Genomic DNA, 14,684 nt, shown 5'->3' with positions numbered 1-14,684 from the left:
GCGTGAGCCTACGAGCCGGATCACCGATGACGGGGCCTGCGTACCGCTACGGCTGAGCGGCCACCAGGTCGTTCGCGCTCCGGAGCACCGGCGGGGCGGCGAACGCGTCCGGGCGGGCGTCCACGGCGCCCCGGACGGCGATGGTGACGCTCTCCCCCGGCAGGAGCGTGACGAGGCCGTCCTCGGCGACCGCGTCCGGGTCGAGCGCGTCGGCGAGCAGCACGAGGTCGCGGACGAGGGTGGCGGCGCGGATCGTCACCGCCCACCCGTCCGGGGTGCGCTCGGCGGTGACCTCGGTCTCCGGCGCGTGCAGGGCGGAGTCCCGGTAGTCGGTGAAGAACCAGTGCGCGCGGGCCCCGCTGAAGGTGGCGACGAGCAGCTCGTTCGCGGCGTCTCCGGGCGTGGCCAGGGACGGGCCGGCGGTGTGGCGGGCGGTGCCGCGCGCCGGGATGTCGAGTTCGGCGGTCTCGGTGGCCAGCACGGTGCCGTCGTAGCGGCGGCGTTCCAGCGTGAGCGTGCCGCGCCAGGGCTCGGCGGTGTCGTTCACGGCGGTCAGCACCAGCCCATCACCGTCCGGCTGGATGGTGAGCAGCCGGTCGGCGTGGGCCTGGCGGAGCGCGTACAGCAGCGGCTTGCGGCGGCCGTAGCCGTCCACCGCCGCCCAGGACGTGACGGGCCAGCAGTCGTTGAGCTGCCACACCACGGTGCCCGCGCACAGCGGGGTGAGCGAGCGGAACCACTCGATGCCGGTGCGGACGGCGGCGGCCTGGTTGAGCGACATGGCCCAGTGCCAGTCGCGCATGTCACGGGGCAGCTTCAAGTGCGGGAGGAGGCCGTTGGTGAGCTTCGTGTTGCCGCGCGCGGCCTTCTGGTGGACGAGCATGCCCGGCGACTCGGGCGTCAGCGGGTCGTCCGAGATCGACTCGGTGAGCGTGGCCCAGGTGGGCGGGCCCTGCCAGCCGAACTCCGCCACGAAGCGGGGCCGGTAGTCACGGTAGTGCCGGTAGTCCTTCTCGTTCCAGACGTCCCAGATGTGGACGGTCCCGTGGGCGGGGTCGTTCTGCCGCTCGTCGCGCGCGGGGTTGAAGGGGCTGCCCGGCGTGTACGCCACATGCGGGGCCAGCTCGGAGACGATCGCCGGGAGCAGGTCGTAGTAGTAGCGCTCGCCCCAGGTCTGCCCGTCGAGCCCGGCGTCCCAGCCCCACTCCTGGCGTCCCCACAGGTTCTCGTTGTTGCCGTTGAACAGCACCAGGGAGGGGTGCGCGCCGAGCCGGGCCACGGCCTCACGCGCCTCGGCCTCGATCTCCGGCCACAGCGGCTCCTCCTCGGCGTAGGCGGCGCAGGCGAAGAGGAAGTCCTGCCAGGTCAGGATGCCGCGTTCGTCGCACTCGGCGTAGAAGTCCTCCTGCTCGTAGATGCCGCCGCCCCAGACCCGCAGCAGGTTGATGCCGGCGAACTCGGCCTGGTCGAGCCGGTGGGCGTACCGCGCCCGGTCCACGCGGTGGGGGAAGGCGTCGTCGGGGATCCAGTTGGCGCCGCGGATCAGCACGACCTCGCCGTTGACGGCGATGCGGAACGGCGTGCCGTGCTCGTCCGGCTCGGTCTGCAGCTCGACCGTCCGGAAGCCGATGCGGCGTTGCTGCGCGTCGAGGATCTCGCCGTCGTGCAGCAGCTCGACGCGCAGGTCGTGCAGGGCGGGGTCGCCGTGCCCGCGTGGCCACCACAGCGCGGCGTCCGGGGCGGCGAGCTCGATCGTGGCCTGGTCGCCGGTCAGGGTGTGTACGGTCTCGCGGCCGGCGAGCGTGACGCGCAGCGCCAGGCCGGCGTCGCCGGTGCGCTTGACGGTGGCGTTCACGACGGCGGTCGGGACGCCGTCGCGTACGACGCCCGACACCCGCAGCTCGGACAGCGCCGCGACGGACCAGGTCTCCAGCACGACCGGCCGCCACAGGCCGCAGGTGGAGGTGTCGATGCCCCAGTCCCAGCCGAAGCCGCAGGCCATCTTCCTGATCGCGTTGTACGGGTGGTGGTTGGTGTGGGGGCGGGAGCCGATCTCGACGCTGGCGGCGTCGGCGGCCCTGATCGAGGAGGTGAACTCGACGGTCAGCTCGTTGGCGCCGTCGCGCAGCAGGCCGGTGACGTCGAAGCGGTGGCTGCGGTGCATGTTCCTGGTCGTGCCCAGGAGGTGCCCGTTGAGCTTGACGGCGGCGGCGGTGTCGATGCCCTGGAAGAGGAGTTCCTGCCGGTCGCTGCCGTCGGGCCGCCAGCGCAGTTCGTGGCGGTAGGTCCAGTCGGCGGCGCCGATCCAGCCCTGGAGGCGTTCGTTGTCGTCGAGGTAGGGGTCGTCGATGAGGTGTGCGGCGAGCAGGTCGGTGTGGACGGTGCCCGGGACGGTGGCGGGGATGGGGCCGTGGGCGCGTACGTGCTCGGGGAAGCGGCCGGCCGCGCCCGGTTCGAGCGTCCATCCTCCGGTCAGGGCGGTGCGGGTGATGCGTGCGGTACTCATGTGATCTCCGAGTATCGCACCCGGCCGATCTCGGATCTCATTTGACGGCGCCCGCGATGAGGCCGGTGACGTAGTACCGCTGCAGCAGCAGGTACAGCACGATGCACGGGACGGCCGTGACGGCGACGCCGGCCTGGGTGAGCCCCCAGTTGAGGGTGCCGAGCTGGTTGGAGGCGAGCACGGTCAGCGTCACCGGCAGGGTGAACTTGGCCTCGTCGGTGACGAGGATGAGCGCCGCGAAGAACTCGTTCCATGAGGCGAAGAACGTGAACAGCGCGGTGCTGATCACGCCGGGGATCGCGACCGGCAGCAGCACGCGCGTCATGGCGCCGACGAGCCCGCAGCCGTCCATGAGCGCGGCCTCCTCGATGCTCGGCGGCAGGGCGGCGAAGCTGTTGCGCATCAGGAAGATGCCGAACGGCAGCTGGAACGTCGCGTACACGAGGACGAGCCCGAGCAGCGTGTTGCTCAGTCCCATGCCGTGCAGGATGGAGAACAGCGGCGTGATGATCGCCTGGAACGGGATCATGAACGTGATCAGGATGACGAAGAACAGCACCCCGCTGCCGCGGAAGCGCAGCTTGGCGAAGCCGTAGCCGGCGAGCGTGGCGAGCACCACGGTCAGCAGGGTCGCGCCAGCGGCGACCATGAGGCTGTTGCCGACGTGCTGCCAGAGGCCGACCTGGCCGGTGTCGCCGAGTGCGGCGTAGTTCTCCAGCGAGAGGCTGTGCGGGTAGAGGGTGGGCGGGTTCTCCGTCGCCTCGGCCGGTGTCTTCAGCGACTGCGACAGCATCGTGTACAGCGGGTAGAGGATGACGACGGAGACGCACAGGCATGCGGCCCACCAGGCGGCGCGCGGAAGCGTCCTGCGGACGTCGGCGATGAGGTTCATGAGTGGTCCGAGTTGCGCAGCAGGAGCATCTGCACGGCGCTGACCGCGGCGAGCACGACCATGAGCATGGCCGACAGCGCGGCGCCGTAGCCGAGCTCGAAGTTGATGAACGACGTGCGGTAGATCTGGTAGACGGCGGTGATCGTCCCGTTGGACGGCCCGCCGCTGGTCATGATGTAGAACTGGTCGAACGCGAGCAGCGAGCCGGCCACGGAGAAGACCAGCACCAGCGCCAGGGTCGGCCGCAGCAGCGGCAGCGTGACGTGCCTGAACACCTTCCAGCGGCCCGCGCCGTCGATGCGCGCCGCCTCGGTCAGCTCGCCGGGGATCGACTGCAGGCCCGACAGCAGCAGGAGCATCTGCATGCCGGTGACCTTCCACACCACCATCGCGGTGACGATGAGCAGGCCGCTGGTGGCGGTGGCGAACCAGTTGGTGTCGCGGCTGCCGAGCCCGAACCGCACGGCGAGGTCCGACAGCGGGCCGAGGCCCGGCTGGGCGAGGTAGAGCCACAGGTACGCGGCCGCCGCGAAGCCGATCACCACGGGCAGGAAGAACACCGACTGGAAGACCCGCGCCGCCCGGCTCCGGCGATGGACGAGCAGGGCGAGCGCCAGGCCGGCGATGAACAGGATCGGCGTGATCAGTGCCGTGTACTCGAGGGTGAAGCGGATGGCGTTCAGCCACTCGGCGTCGCCCAGCGCCTTGACGTAGTTGGCGAGCCCGACGAACTGGTGGTCGCCGAGCAGCGGCCACTCGTGCAGCGACATCCAGAACGTCATGACGAGCGGGATGAGGAAGAACACGGTGACGACGGTCAGGGCGGGCGCCACCACGGCCATCCCCAGCAGCTGGCGGCGCCGTCTGATGGACAGCCGGGGCCCGCGCGGCCGCGTCGCCGCCGCGGTGTCCGGCGAGCCCGGCGTCACGTTCGGAATTGCGGTCTCGGTCATGCGGCCCTCCTCCGGCCGGCTCGGCCGATGTGGTGCATCCCGCCGCGGCGGCCCGGCGCCGCGGCGGGCATCGGTCCTCAGCCCTGGTCGATGATCTGCTGGGCGGCCTGCTTGGCCGCGTCCTGCGCCGCCTTGATGTCGCCGGTGCCGAACACCGCCTGGTTGATCATCTTGGCCCACGGGCCGTTGTTGTCGTTGATGATCGCGTTTTCGACCACGCTGTACGGGGTCTGCCCGGCGGCCATCGCGTCACCGAGCACCTTGTAGCGCGGGTCGAGCGGGGCGTAGATCTTGTCGATGAGGTCGGTGCGGATCGGGACGATGCCGTTCTCGGCCAGGATGGTCTGCGCCTCCTCGCCGGTGGCCCACTTGACGAAGTCGTAGGCCACGGCCTTGTTCTTGGCGCTCTTGGCGACGCCGATGAGGTCGCCGCCGGCGAACGAGGCGGTGCCGCCCTCCTTGCCGACGATGGGCGTGGCGCCGAAGTCGAACTTCTTGTCCTTCACCAGCGTCTGCACGAAGAAGGCGCCCAGGTTCACCATGCCGACCTTGCCGCTCTGGAAGGACTGCGGCTGCACGGTGCCGCCGTCGGTCTTGGCCGAGGGAGGCATCAGCCCTTCGGTCCACATCTGGCGGTAGAAGGCCAGGGCGTCGGTCACCTCGGGGCTGTCGAACATCGCGGTCTTGCCGTCGTCGGACAGGATCTTCCCGCCGCTGGCCCACACATGCGGGGCGAACTCGAAGACGTTGCAGCCGCCGCACTGCCCGGCCATGGTGAAGCCGTAGTAGTCGCTGCCGAGCTTGCGGATCGCGCGCGCCGCCTCCAGCATCTCTGCGTAGTTGGCAGGCGGCTTGTCGGGGTCGAGTCCGGCCTTCTTGAACAGGTCCTTGTTGTAGAAGGTGACCGACGCCTCGGCGGTGAACGGCAGCGCGTAGGTCTTGCCTTCGTAGACGGCGAGCTTCTTGTGCGCCTCGCTGAGCCCGTCCTTCCAGCTCAGCGAGTTCAGCACCGGGGTGAGGTCCTCGAAGACGCCCTTGGAGGCGAAGTACGGCGCGAACACCAGGTCGATCGAGGTGATGTCCGGTCCCGCTCCGGAGGCGGCGGCGGTGCCGAACTTCTGCACGAAGTTGCCCGACGGCACGATGGTGACCGTCACCTTGCCTTCGTGCGTCTTGTTGTACTGGTCGGTGAGGAGCTTGATGAAGCCCTTGGCACTGTCGCGTACCCAGAGGGTGGCGGTGCCGGTCGGCTTGTCGCCGGCCGCCGACGTCTGGCCTGCGTCGCCGCCCCCGCAGGCCGAGACGGCGATCGCGAGAGCGGCCGCCAGGGCCGCGAGCCTCGTGGTTCTCATGGTGACTTCGCTTTCTGCCCGCGCCGCGTGCGGGCGGTGAGCCGGGCCGCTTCCCGCGCGGCCCGGCAGGGGGTGGAGGGGGGTGGATGGAGGGTCAGGCGGTCGGGATCCACACGCGCATGGCTCCTGGGCCGCGGTTCGCCCAGGCGTGGTAGGGGATGGCGGTGAAGGTGATCGGGGTGCGGGCGGCGGGGGCCTGGCCGTACGGGCCGTACAGCTCCGTCCCCAGCGGCTGGATCGTGCCGGACAGGCGCAGCCGGACGGGCGTGAGGTCGCCGGGGGTGCGCTCCTCGGTGATCGGGGCGGCGGTGTCGAGGCGGAGCTGCTCGACCAGGACGCCTTCGGGCAGGTCGGCCTGCTCGACGCAGTACACGATCGGCCCGCGCATGACGGCCGCGCAGCCGCGTACGGCGTCCACGCGCTCGTCGGCGCGCACCAGGCGCGGCGTCATCGGCAGCGTCAGGCGCACGGTGGCGCCGTCGTCGCAGGCCACGCGCAGGTAGTCGCCGGGAACCGGCTCGGCGAGCACGCGCCCTCCGGTGACGGTGGCGGTGGCGCCCTCGGCCCAGGACGGCACCCGGACGGCCAGCTCGCCGGCGCCGCTGACCGTGACCAGCACGTCGCCGTCCCACGGGTAGCCGGTCTCGACGGCGGCGCTCATGTTCCGGCCGGTGAACGTGCCCGCGGTGAGCAGGTGCAGCTGCAGCCCGTCGGGGCCGGACGTGGCCGTGTAGGCGCCGGCCGAGGCCAGCAGGCGGGCCAGGTTCGGCGGGCAGCAGGCGCAGTTGTACCAGGGCAGGCGCTCGCTGGGCGCGTCCTCGTGCGAGCCGTCGTGCCCGGTGCGCAGCTGGAGCGGGTTGGAGTAGAAGAACGCGGTGCCGGTGTGGTCCATGGAGGCGGCGATCGCGTTCAGCAGCGCGCGCTCCATCTCCTCGGCGTAGCGGGCCTTGCCCGTGGCCAGCAGCATCCGCCAGCACCACTGCAGGGCCGCGATGGAGGCGCAGGTCTCGGCGTAGGCGCGGTCGGGGGGCAGCTCGTACGGGTCGCCGTACGCCTCGTCGCGGTGCCGGGAGCCGTGCCCGCCGGTGATGTACATCTTGGTGCCGAAGGCGCTGTCCCACAGGCGTTCCATCGCCTCCAGCAGCGTCTCGTCGCCGTTCTCCAGGTAGACGTCGGTGACGCCGGCGGCCAGGTAGAGTTGCCTGACCGAGTGCCCGATCGCCTCGGTCGCCTCCCGTACCGGCAGGTGGTCCTGGAAGTACTGCGAGCCGAAGCGGCCGGCGCCGAGCGAGCGGTGGCCGCGGCGTTCGATCTGCAGCTCGGCCGCGCGCAGGTAGGACTCCTCCCCCGTCTCCCGGTACAGCTCGACCAGGGCCGTCTCTATCTCGGGGTGGCCGTCGATGAGCGGGCGGCCGTCCTCGCCGAGCTCGCGCACGATGAGGTCGGCGACGCGGCGGGCGATCGCGAGGAAGCGTTCGTCGCCGCCGCCTCGGTGCAGGGCCACGGCCGCCTGGATGAGGTGGCCCGCGCAGTAGAGCTCGTGGGTCCACTCGAGGTCGGTGAACGGCTCCCTGCCGGTGCCCTGCACGTAGGTGTTGAGGTAGCCGTCGGGGGCCTGCGCGCGTTCGAGCAGGTCGGCCAGCTCCGTGAGCAGGTCCGCCCAGCGGCCGGTGCCGCTGCGCCCGGCCTCCCAGCCGATGGCCTCAAGCGTCTTGTACAGGTCGGAGTCGGCGAACCACGGCCCCTTGAACGTGCCCTGCGGCCCGTCTTCGCCCGCCGCGGCCAGGCGGCGGAAGTTCTCGATGGCGGAGGTCCGCTCGACGTTGTCGACGCAGTGCGGGATGGTGGCCGTGGCGTTGAGCTCCTGCCAGCCGCCGAGCAGGGACGCGGGGTCCGGCTTCGCCGCGTCCAGCGGTATGGGGGCAAGTCGCGCTGGCCTACGCGGTACGGCCGGGCCCGGGATCCGGGTTCGGGGCGGCGCGTCTTGGGTGTGCACGTTCTGCTGTTGCCTCTCGTGGAGATCGTGGAGCGGTCGACCGGGTCGCTGCTGACGCCGAACCACCGCCGCACGGTGACGTCGGGATCAATCGCGGATGGACGGGAACGTGAGGGCGGCAACACCGCCGGGAAACATGAATGAAACCTTTTCCCGTTCGTCAACATAGGACCGTGCCGTTGAACCGGTCAAGACCCGAGCGCCATGACGCCGCGAAAACAACAGCTCACAGTGGCCATCTGAGGCTCCGACCGGCATCCTGGCGTTCGGCACGGCCTATCGCGGAGCATCACACACGTGTACGGTTGAGGAAAATTTTCCTAGACGAGATCACGTGTTTCCGGCTTACGGTTGTGATCACGCAGCCCCGCCATCGACGACGAAGAACAGCACATGACCGAGGATCTTTCTCCCCAGGCCGCGGGCCGCCGCGTCGGCATCGCGGACGTGGCCGCCAGGGCCGGCGTGTCCTTGGGCACCGCGTCCAAGGCGCTCAACGGCCGTGGCAACCTCCGCGAGGAGACCCGGGCCCGGGTGCGCGCCGCGGCCGAGGAGCTGGGCTTCGCCCCCAACACCAACGCGCGCAGCCTGCTGTCCGGGCGTACGTTCACCGTCGGCATCATCACCACCGACAGCTACGGCCGCTTCAGCATCCCCGTGATGCGCGGCGCCGAGGACTCGCTCGCCGCCGGCGAGATGATCGCCTTTCTGTGCGACAGCCGCGACGACCCCATCCGCGAGCAGCACCACCTGCGCAAGCTGCTCGAACGCCGGGTCGACGGCATCATCGTGGCCGGGCGGCGCACCGACGAGCGCCGCCCTCTGGGCCGCGACCTGCCCGTCCCCGTCGTGTACGCGCTCGCGCCGAGCAGCGACCCGGACGACTGCAACGTCGTCAGCGACGAGCGCGGCGCCGCGCGCCTGGCCGTGGACCACCTCGTCAAGACCGGCCGCCGCCGCATCGCCCACATCACCGGCCCGCACTCCCACGCCTCGGCCCGCGAACGCGCAGACGCCACGATCGAAGCGCTGGCCGGGCACGGCCTCCGGCTCGTGGGCGAGCCCTACTTCGGCAGCTGGACCGAGGCGTGGGGGCGCTTCGCCGCCGCCCAGCTGCTGCGCGCCCACCCCGACGTGGACGGCGTCTTCTGCGGCAACGACGTGGTGGCCCGCGGCGTCACCGACGGGCTGCGCGAGGCCGGGGTCTCCCTGCCCATGCAGGTCGGCGTCGTCGGCGTGGACAACTGGGCCCTGGTGGCGGAGGCCGCGCGGCCACCGTTGACGACGGTCGACCTGGGGCTGGAGGAGATCGGCCGCCGGGCCGCCGAGCTGCTGATCGCCGCGATCGACGGGCATCCGCAGCCGGGCCGCCATGTGGTGGCGGGCCACCTCGTCGTGCGCGAGTCCTGACACCGGGCCGGAGCCTCAGTGACGGTCTCGGCCGGGCGGTTGCGGGCGGCCTCGGTAGGCGCGGCGGTAGGCGGCCGACGTGGTGGCCGCGTCGCGGGCCAGGTGCAGACGGCGGCCATCCCGGTGCCGCTCTCCGGCAGCGGACGCCGCGGGAACTGCGCCTGCCCGCCTCCCGGTGCGGCGCCATGACCAGGCGGCGCGGACCTGGCTTCGGAGCTATGGCAGGTGCTCCTGCCGCTCACCTGATTCGCGCTCGTCGTAGGCGGCGCGGGCGGCGGTGACCTCGTCGATGTGCGTCTCGGCCCAGTCCTTGATGGCCTGCATCACGGGCAGCAGGCTTCTGCCCAGCGGGGTGAGGGCGTAGTCGACCCGTACCGGGACGGAGAGCGTGACCGACCGGGAGACCAGGCCATCGCGTTCGAGGGTGCGCAGGGTCTGGGTGAGCATCTTCTCGCTGACGCCGGCGATGGTCCGCGACAGGCCGCTGTAGCGCTGGGGACCATCGGCGAGGGCGGTGAGCACGAGACCCACCCACTTGTCGCCGATCCTGTCGAGAAGCTGACGTGTCGGGCAGGTCGCGAGGTAGGCGTCGTAGGCGATGCGCGCCTGCTCGCGCTGCTGGGCGGCGGTGCGGGTGGTCATCGCTCTCCATTCCGTACGGTACGCACCTTCAGGTACGTACTTCCCAACAGAGAGTAAGTCTCCATACGGTCTTCCTCAAGTTCCGACTTTTCGTGATGAGGAGATCTTCATGCGTGCAGTCGTCGTCCGTTCGTTCGGCGGGCCCGAGGTCCTGGAAGTCGCGGAGGTTCCGGTGCCGGTCGCGGGAGAAGGACAGGTGCGGATCCGGGTCGAGGCCGCGACCGTCAATCCTGTCGATCTGGCCACCCGGTCGGGTGCGCTCGCCGAGGCGGGCCTGATGTCGGCGCGGGACGTGGTGGGCCTCGGGTGGGACGTCGCGGGAACCGTCGAGGAGGTCGGCCCGGGAGTCACCGGCATCGAGCCCGGAGACCGGGTGATCGGCCTGTCCGACCGGCTGGACGTCCCGCTCGGCGCCCAGGCCGACCAGGTCGTGCTCGATGCGGACGCGGTCACGGCCACACCCGCGGGCGTCTCGCCCGTACAGGCCGCCACACTTCCCCTGAACGGGCTCACCGCCGCGCAGGCGCTCGACGGCCTCGGCCTGAGCCCCGGGCAGACGCTGCTGGTGACCGGGGCGGCCGGCGCCGTCGGCGGCTTCGCGACCCAGCTCGCCGCCGCGCGCGGCATCCGGGTGATCGCGGTCGCCGGAGCCGGCGACGAGCCGCTCGTCCGCGAGCTCGGAGCCGATCTCTTCGTGCCGCGTACGGCACGGCTGGGCGAGGCCGTTCGCGCCCTCGTTCCCGGCGGCGTGCACGCTGCGCTGGACGCCGCCCTGACCGGCGCGGCCGCCCTCGACGCGGTCCGGTCGCATGGGGCCTTCGCCGCGCTCGTGGCCGGAGCGGCGCCGCCTCCGCTGCGCGGCGTCCGCGTCTTCACCCACTGGATCTACGCTGACGGCGCCCGCCTCGCCGAGCTCGCCGCCCTGGTCGAGGCGGGGTCACTCACCCTTCGCGTGGCCGGGACCCTGCCTTTGGAGCAGGTCGCCGCCGCGCACAAGCGCCTCGCAGAAGGCGGCCTCCGCGGCCGTCTCGTCCTCACCCCTTGAGGCCGCTGCCGCCCCGCGCCTTGCGGGCGATCGGGTGACGGGCCTTCGATGGCCGTCGGCCGGGGATCCGGCTCCCTGGCGCTGACGTACGCGTTCGGTTGCGCTGCCGCGCCGATCACGCTCGTGTTGTCGCTGGGCGCCGACACCAGGGCGTGGTACGCGCTGAAGGACCGGTCCCGACGCGGACCGGCCGTTACGCTGGCCGGTGCATGCCCGCCTGCCTGCAAGGACGCATCATGGACTGCTACGACCCGATCATCCGGCTGCTGGAGCGGGGCGTGCGCGAGCAGGTCTTCCCGGGGGCGGTGTGGGCTGTCGGCGATGCGAGCGGCGTGCTCGGCTGGGGAGCCCGCGGGCTGGCCGACCCCGACGATCCCGGGTCCGCGATGCGGCGCGAGACGATCTTCGATGTCGCAAGCCTGACCAAGATCGTCGCGGTGTGGTCCGTGATCGGCGCCCTGTGGGAGGAGGGGCGGCTGCCGCTGGACCAGCCCCTGGGCACTTTCTGGCCCGAGGTCGCGGGCCGGCCGCTCGGCCAGGTCACCGCACATCACCTGCTCACCCATACCGCCGGCGTGCCGCTGCGGGCCAACCTCAAGGCGTCGTACGGCACCGACCCCCGCGCCGTCCGGGAGGGAGTGCTGCGTGAGGCCCTGCACCGGCCGCCCGGCGAGGCCGTCGAGTACACCGACCGGGCCGCCCTCATCCTGGGCTTCCTCGCCGAGCACCTCACCGGCGCCCCGCTCGACCGGCTCGCCGCGAGCCTGATCTGGCGGCCGCTGGGCATGACCGGCACGAGGTTCGGGCCGCTGCCGGACGCCGAGCGGGCGCGGTGCGCTCCGACCGAGTTCGACCCGGGGTCCGGCGCCCACCTCAAGGGTGTCGCCCATGACTTCTCCGCCCGTCTGCTCGGCGGCGTGTGCGGCATCGCCGGCGTCTTCTCCACCCTGGACGACCTGGCCCGCTTCCAGCGGCACCTCCTCAACCCCGCCCCCGGGGCCGGGTTCGGGGAGGCGTGGGTGACGCAGTCGCTGCGGATCCAGACCGGCGGCCTCGCTCCCCGGCGCGGCCTGTTCTGGCACCCCGGCCCCGGCGGCGACGAGGACGTGTACGTGCACTACGGCTTCACCGGCACGGCCCTGTGGGTCTCCGCCAAGCAGTCACGGTGGGCCGTCCTGCTGACGAACAAGCTCTACTTCGGCCGGGACCGCGAGCCGATCGCGGCCGTCCGCAGCGCCTTCCACGCACTCGTCTTCACCGGAAGCAGATCACTCCCCCGTGCGGCGCCAGGAGATCAGCCGGAGAGCAGGTCGCGCTGAACCAGCGAAAGGCCCGGATCCCGCCGCCTGGGGTTCGGGCCCTGCGCATATGCCGGCGCCCACCCCGCCCGCACAACCCGCACGTGACGCTCCGCGCCCGAGGCCGTGACGTCCGAGTAACCGCCGCGCCGCCGGTGAAGCTGCCCTGCCCCGTAGGAACCTGTGGCGCCGCCGCTGGTCCGGCGCCCCCGCCCGCGGGGTACTCCTCATGTGCACCACAGGTCACAGAAGTCCCTTGAGGAGGCCCATGCTCACGAAGAAGGCACTCGCCGCGGCGCTCGGCGCGGTGATGTCCGTAGCGCTGCTGACGGCAGGAACAGCGGCACCCGCCGGCGCCCAGACCAAGGCCACGACATCACTACCCGGTGCGGGGACCTTGCCGTTTACCGTTTGCAAGCTCCAGTACCTCGTCTACTACACGCTCCGAGACGTCTTGAACATCTGCTGCTGGCGCGTCGCCGACGCGCCTCTGGCCGACTGTGGGGACGTGTGGTACCCCTACTACAGCGGTGCCGCCCGGAGCGCGCCCGCGTCACCCGGCCGCACCTCCTGACAGCCGAAGACGGCGCCACCCGTCCCTCCTCGTGTGGCGCCCCGCCTGCGGCGTACGGCGACGAGCCCGCCGCCGCACCGGTGACGGCGAGCTCACCCGCCCCCTACGAACCTGTGGCGCCGCCGCTGGTCCGGCGCCTTCCCCTGACGCCCGTCGAACACACCGGCGTCTCGCTGGAGGGCAAGCAGCAAGGGCGTGTTTCAGAGGGCGATGAGCCAGTCGGTGATGGCGGAGATGTGGATGCGCAGCTGCGACACGCCGCCGGTCAACGCTCCGAGGCAGCCCCTAGGGTCCCCTGGTCACCTCGGCCGGCCGTTCGGTGATTTCGCGAAGGGATGCGGCCTCGGCGGCCAACGCCGTAGGCACGTCCGTCGTGCGGTGCCGGATCGCGCAATACGGCGGCCGGCGCGGTCCAAGGCGGCCGTGGACGCGGCCGGAGCCGAGGGTCAAGTGCTGAGAGTCCGGGCCATGCGGATCGGCGAGCCGGCGCGGCCGTCAGAACGCGCCGGGAAGCCCATGAGAAGCCGGCACGATTGACGAATCTCGTCAATCGACAATGTCATGCCCGCGTTCTTGCATAGAGGGCGAGATCGCGGGCCAGATGGGCGCGGCGCAGGCCGCGCGTTCGCAGGTATCGGAGATCCTCGGCGGTGTCGTACATGAGCTGAAGGTGGAAGTAGTTCACGTGCTCCAAAAACGCGAACAAGCCGAACACCAGACCCGGCCAGCTTCCCACTCCCGGATCGGTGACCACGCCCCGAAGGATGACGAGCAGGCCCGCGGTCAGAACGGCGACATTGCCCCAGCGGGCGACCGTGAAAGCGCCGGCTCCGGGCAGGGTTTTGCGGCCCGTGTCCAGCCTGCGGCGCTTGGCCCGCCAATAAGCGGCTCCCTCCAGCAGGAGAAGCGCGGTCAGACCGAAGCCCACGATGTTCACGGTCGTCAGCGGAAACCCGACCGCGACGAACCAGATCATCGCCTGCAGCGGGATGTTGAGCAACTCGAGCCACGCCAGCGAACGCAGCCGTCGCCGGATCCACGTATGAGAGCGATGATCCATTCGCCGCATTATCGCAGGCTCATTCAGCTCCGCATCATGGGGGTCCGGCGGCGCCGGGAAAGCGGTGCGCGAGGACGGAGTCGAACCGCCACAGCCGAAGCGTCCGGTTTACAGCCGGGTGGGCTCGCCACATGCCCAGCTCGCGCGTGAGGTGACCCCAGCAGGACTCGAACCTGCACCAGACCCGGCTTCGTAGGCCGGCGCTCTCGTCCATTGAGCTATGGGGCCGTACCCCGTACCGGATTCGAACCGGCGATCTCCCGGGTGAAAGCCGGGTGTCCTGACCACTGGACGAACGGGGCGCAGTACGTCCGGCGGGATTCGAACCCGCACTGACCGGTTCCTAAGACCGGCGCCTCTCCCATTGGGCTACGGACGCGTGGAGAGCCGCAGCGGGGACTCGAACCCCGTCCTGCTGGTTGGAAGCCAGCCGCCTTACCCGTTCGGCTTCTGCGGCTTGGTGGACCGACGGGATCTCGAAACCCGAACTCCTGCTTGCAAGGCAGGTGTGATGCCTTTTCACCATCAGCCCATGGCGCTTCGCTGTGCAATTGTCAATCAGCAAAAGGAAAGGCCGCCGGGTGGTCACCTGGCGGCCTCTGGAATGGTCCTCTCCGAGGATCATCCAGGAGCCACCTCACGCAGGGCGCGGCCCAGCTCGGCAGGGCGGCGATAGCCTCGCCCTTCCTGTCCGAGTGCGGCGGCCGCGAGAAGCATGACGTGGTTCCTTTGCTGTGGTCCGGAGGGGGCGGATCGGGCACCGCCCCGCGTTTCGTTGTCATCGACGGTAATGGCGGACTCGGCGGTCGTGCCACTTATTTTTTCGGACGCATGAGCGCCACCGGGAATTCCCGCCGAGTTCTTAGTACTCCAGCCGCACTTCGAGATCTCGATCTGGTCGAGGCTGAGACGTGAGACGGCCACCGCAGTGATCATGTGGGTGTGTGGAATCCAGA

The 14,684-nt window shown here is 71.0% G+C and carries 12 protein-coding genes and 6 tRNA genes; 4 read left to right on the top strand and 14 right to left on the bottom strand.

The genetic code is table 11. The features are described 5' to 3' along the window. Positions 1 to 46 precede the first annotated feature (46 nt). The 5 genes from AB0K67_RS36210 to AB0K67_RS36190 all read right to left on the bottom strand — a co-directional run bounded on the left by AB0K67_RS36210 (position 47) and on the right by AB0K67_RS36190 (position 7,699). Positions 47 to 2,506, bottom strand: a complete 2,460-nt coding sequence (locus AB0K67_RS36210; protein ID WP_364069159.1) for a glycoside hydrolase family 2 protein — start codon at positions 2,504 to 2,506, stop codon at positions 47 to 49. A 37-nt stretch (positions 2,507 to 2,543) separates the two neighbouring features. After that, a complete protein-coding gene (locus AB0K67_RS36205) occupies positions 2,544 to 3,398 on the bottom strand; it encodes a carbohydrate ABC transporter permease (protein WP_364069157.1) in 855 nt (284 codons plus the stop codon). Then, positions 3,395 to 4,351 (bottom strand): sugar ABC transporter permease, encoded by a 957-nt coding sequence (locus tag AB0K67_RS36200; protein ID WP_364069155.1) that lies wholly within the window; start codon positions 4,349 to 4,351, stop codon positions 3,395 to 3,397. The genes AB0K67_RS36205 and AB0K67_RS36200 overlap by 4 nt, the downstream gene beginning before the upstream one ends. A gap of 77 nt (positions 4,352 to 4,428) precedes the next feature. Beyond that, entirely contained in the window at positions 4,429 to 5,703 is a 1,275-nt protein-coding gene (locus AB0K67_RS36195; RefSeq protein ID WP_364069153.1) for a sugar ABC transporter substrate-binding protein, read from the bottom strand. A 94-nt stretch (positions 5,704 to 5,797) separates the two neighbouring features. Beyond that, the gene (locus AB0K67_RS36190) at positions 5,798 to 7,699 is read right to left on the bottom strand and encodes a beta-L-arabinofuranosidase domain-containing protein (RefSeq protein WP_364069151.1); all 1,902 of its coding nucleotides are present in this window, start codon (positions 7,697 to 7,699) and stop codon (positions 5,798 to 5,800) included. A gap of 393 nt (positions 7,700 to 8,092) precedes the next feature. Between AB0K67_RS36190 and AB0K67_RS36185 the strand changes: the two genes are divergently transcribed. Next, entirely contained in the window at positions 8,093 to 9,109 is a 1,017-nt protein-coding gene (locus AB0K67_RS36185; RefSeq protein WP_364069149.1) for a LacI family DNA-binding transcriptional regulator, read from the top strand. 216 nt (positions 9,110 to 9,325) lie between these two features. On the opposite strand, the gene AB0K67_RS36180 is transcribed toward AB0K67_RS36185, so the two are convergent. Then, positions 9,326 to 9,751 carry a helix-turn-helix domain-containing protein gene (locus AB0K67_RS36180; RefSeq protein ID WP_364069147.1) on the bottom strand — a complete coding sequence of 142 codons (426 nt, stop codon included), beginning with the start codon at positions 9,749 to 9,751 and terminating at the stop codon, positions 9,326 to 9,328. 109 nt (positions 9,752 to 9,860) lie between these two features. On the opposite strand from AB0K67_RS36180, the gene AB0K67_RS36175 reads away from it, so the two are divergent. The 3 genes from AB0K67_RS36175 to AB0K67_RS36165 all read left to right on the top strand — a co-directional run bounded on the left by AB0K67_RS36175 (position 9,861) and on the right by AB0K67_RS36165 (position 12,668). Next, positions 9,861 to 10,796 carry an NADP-dependent oxidoreductase gene (locus tag AB0K67_RS36175; protein ID WP_364069145.1) on the top strand — a complete coding sequence of 312 codons (936 nt, stop codon included), beginning with the start codon at positions 9,861 to 9,863 and terminating at the stop codon, positions 10,794 to 10,796. A 236-nt stretch (positions 10,797 to 11,032) separates the two neighbouring features. Further along, on the top strand, positions 11,033 to 12,115 hold the full coding sequence (locus tag AB0K67_RS36170) for a serine hydrolase domain-containing protein (protein ID WP_364069143.1): 1,083 nt from the start codon (positions 11,033 to 11,035) through the stop codon (positions 12,113 to 12,115). Between the two features lie 247 nt (positions 12,116 to 12,362). Continuing rightward, the gene (locus AB0K67_RS36165; protein ID WP_364069141.1) at positions 12,363 to 12,668 is read left to right on the top strand and encodes a hypothetical protein; all 306 of its coding nucleotides are present in this window, start codon (positions 12,363 to 12,365) and stop codon (positions 12,666 to 12,668) included. A 559-nt stretch (positions 12,669 to 13,227) separates the two neighbouring features. Here the strand turns inward: AB0K67_RS36165 and AB0K67_RS36160 are convergent. The 8 genes from AB0K67_RS36160 to AB0K67_RS36125 all read right to left on the bottom strand — a co-directional run. Continuing rightward, positions 13,228 to 13,728, bottom strand: a complete 501-nt coding sequence (locus AB0K67_RS36160; RefSeq protein WP_364069139.1) for a hypothetical protein — start codon at positions 13,726 to 13,728, stop codon at positions 13,228 to 13,230. Positions 13,729 to 13,793: 65 nt separating this feature from the next. Continuing rightward, positions 13,794 to 13,874 (bottom strand) — tRNA-Tyr (locus AB0K67_RS36155). 6 nt (positions 13,875 to 13,880) lie between these two features. Beyond that, positions 13,881 to 13,956, bottom strand: a tRNA-Arg gene (locus tag AB0K67_RS36150). Position 13,957: 1 nt separating this feature from the next. After that, positions 13,958 to 14,030, bottom strand: a tRNA-Glu gene (locus AB0K67_RS36145). A gap of 4 nt (positions 14,031 to 14,034) precedes the next feature. Further along, a tRNA-Leu gene (locus tag AB0K67_RS36140) sits at positions 14,035 to 14,107 on the bottom strand. A 6-nt stretch (positions 14,108 to 14,113) separates the two neighbouring features. Further along, a tRNA-Gly gene (locus AB0K67_RS36135) sits at positions 14,114 to 14,185 on the bottom strand. A gap of 1 nt (position 14,186) precedes the next feature. Next, a tRNA-Ala gene (locus AB0K67_RS36130) sits at positions 14,187 to 14,260 on the bottom strand. A gap of 89 nt (positions 14,261 to 14,349) precedes the next feature. Next, positions 14,350 to 14,684, bottom strand: a 335-nt coding sequence (locus AB0K67_RS36125; RefSeq protein WP_364069137.1) for a hypothetical protein, incomplete at its 5' end; no start/stop codon positions are given.

Origin of the sequence: Nonomuraea sp. NPDC052634, from assembly GCF_040678535.1 — a bacterium.
Classification (GTDB): Bacteria; Actinomycetota; Actinomycetes; order Streptosporangiales; family Streptosporangiaceae; genus Nonomuraea; species Nonomuraea fastidiosa.
Note: the sequence above shows the minus strand (reverse complement) of the source record. Positions and strands in the feature narration are given on the sequence as shown.

What these genes read in the sequence shown, in the direction of transcription:
- AB0K67_RS36170 (WP_364069143.1), top strand. Translation starts at nt 11,033, where the DNA reads ATGGACTGCTACGACCCGATCATCCGGCTGCTGGAGCGGGGCGTGCGC.
- AB0K67_RS36205 (WP_364069157.1), bottom strand. Translation starts at nt 3,398, where the DNA reads ATGAACCTCATCGCCGACGTCCGCAGGACGCTTCCGCGCGCCGCCTGG.
- AB0K67_RS36200 (WP_364069155.1), bottom strand. Translation starts at nt 4,351, where the DNA reads ATGACCGAGACCGCAATTCCGAACGTGACGCCGGGCTCGCCGGACACC.
- AB0K67_RS36165 (WP_364069141.1), top strand. Translation starts at nt 12,363, where the DNA reads ATGCTCACGAAGAAGGCACTCGCCGCGGCGCTCGGCGCGGTGATGTCC.
- AB0K67_RS36175 (WP_364069145.1), top strand. Translation starts at nt 9,861, where the DNA reads ATGCGTGCAGTCGTCGTCCGTTCGTTCGGCGGGCCCGAGGTCCTGGAA.
- AB0K67_RS36160 (WP_364069139.1), bottom strand. Translation starts at nt 13,728, where the DNA reads ATGGATCATCGCTCTCATACGTGGATCCGGCGACGGCTGCGTTCGCTG.
- AB0K67_RS36180 (WP_364069147.1), bottom strand. Translation starts at nt 9,751, where the DNA reads ATGACCACCCGCACCGCCGCCCAGCAGCGCGAGCAGGCGCGCATCGCC.
- AB0K67_RS36210 (WP_364069159.1), bottom strand. Translation starts at nt 2,506, where the DNA reads ATGAGTACCGCACGCATCACCCGCACCGCCCTGACCGGAGGATGGACG.
- AB0K67_RS36185 (WP_364069149.1), top strand. Translation starts at nt 8,093, where the DNA reads ATGACCGAGGATCTTTCTCCCCAGGCCGCGGGCCGCCGCGTCGGCATC.
- AB0K67_RS36195 (WP_364069153.1), bottom strand. Translation starts at nt 5,703, where the DNA reads ATGAGAACCACGAGGCTCGCGGCCCTGGCGGCCGCTCTCGCGATCGCC.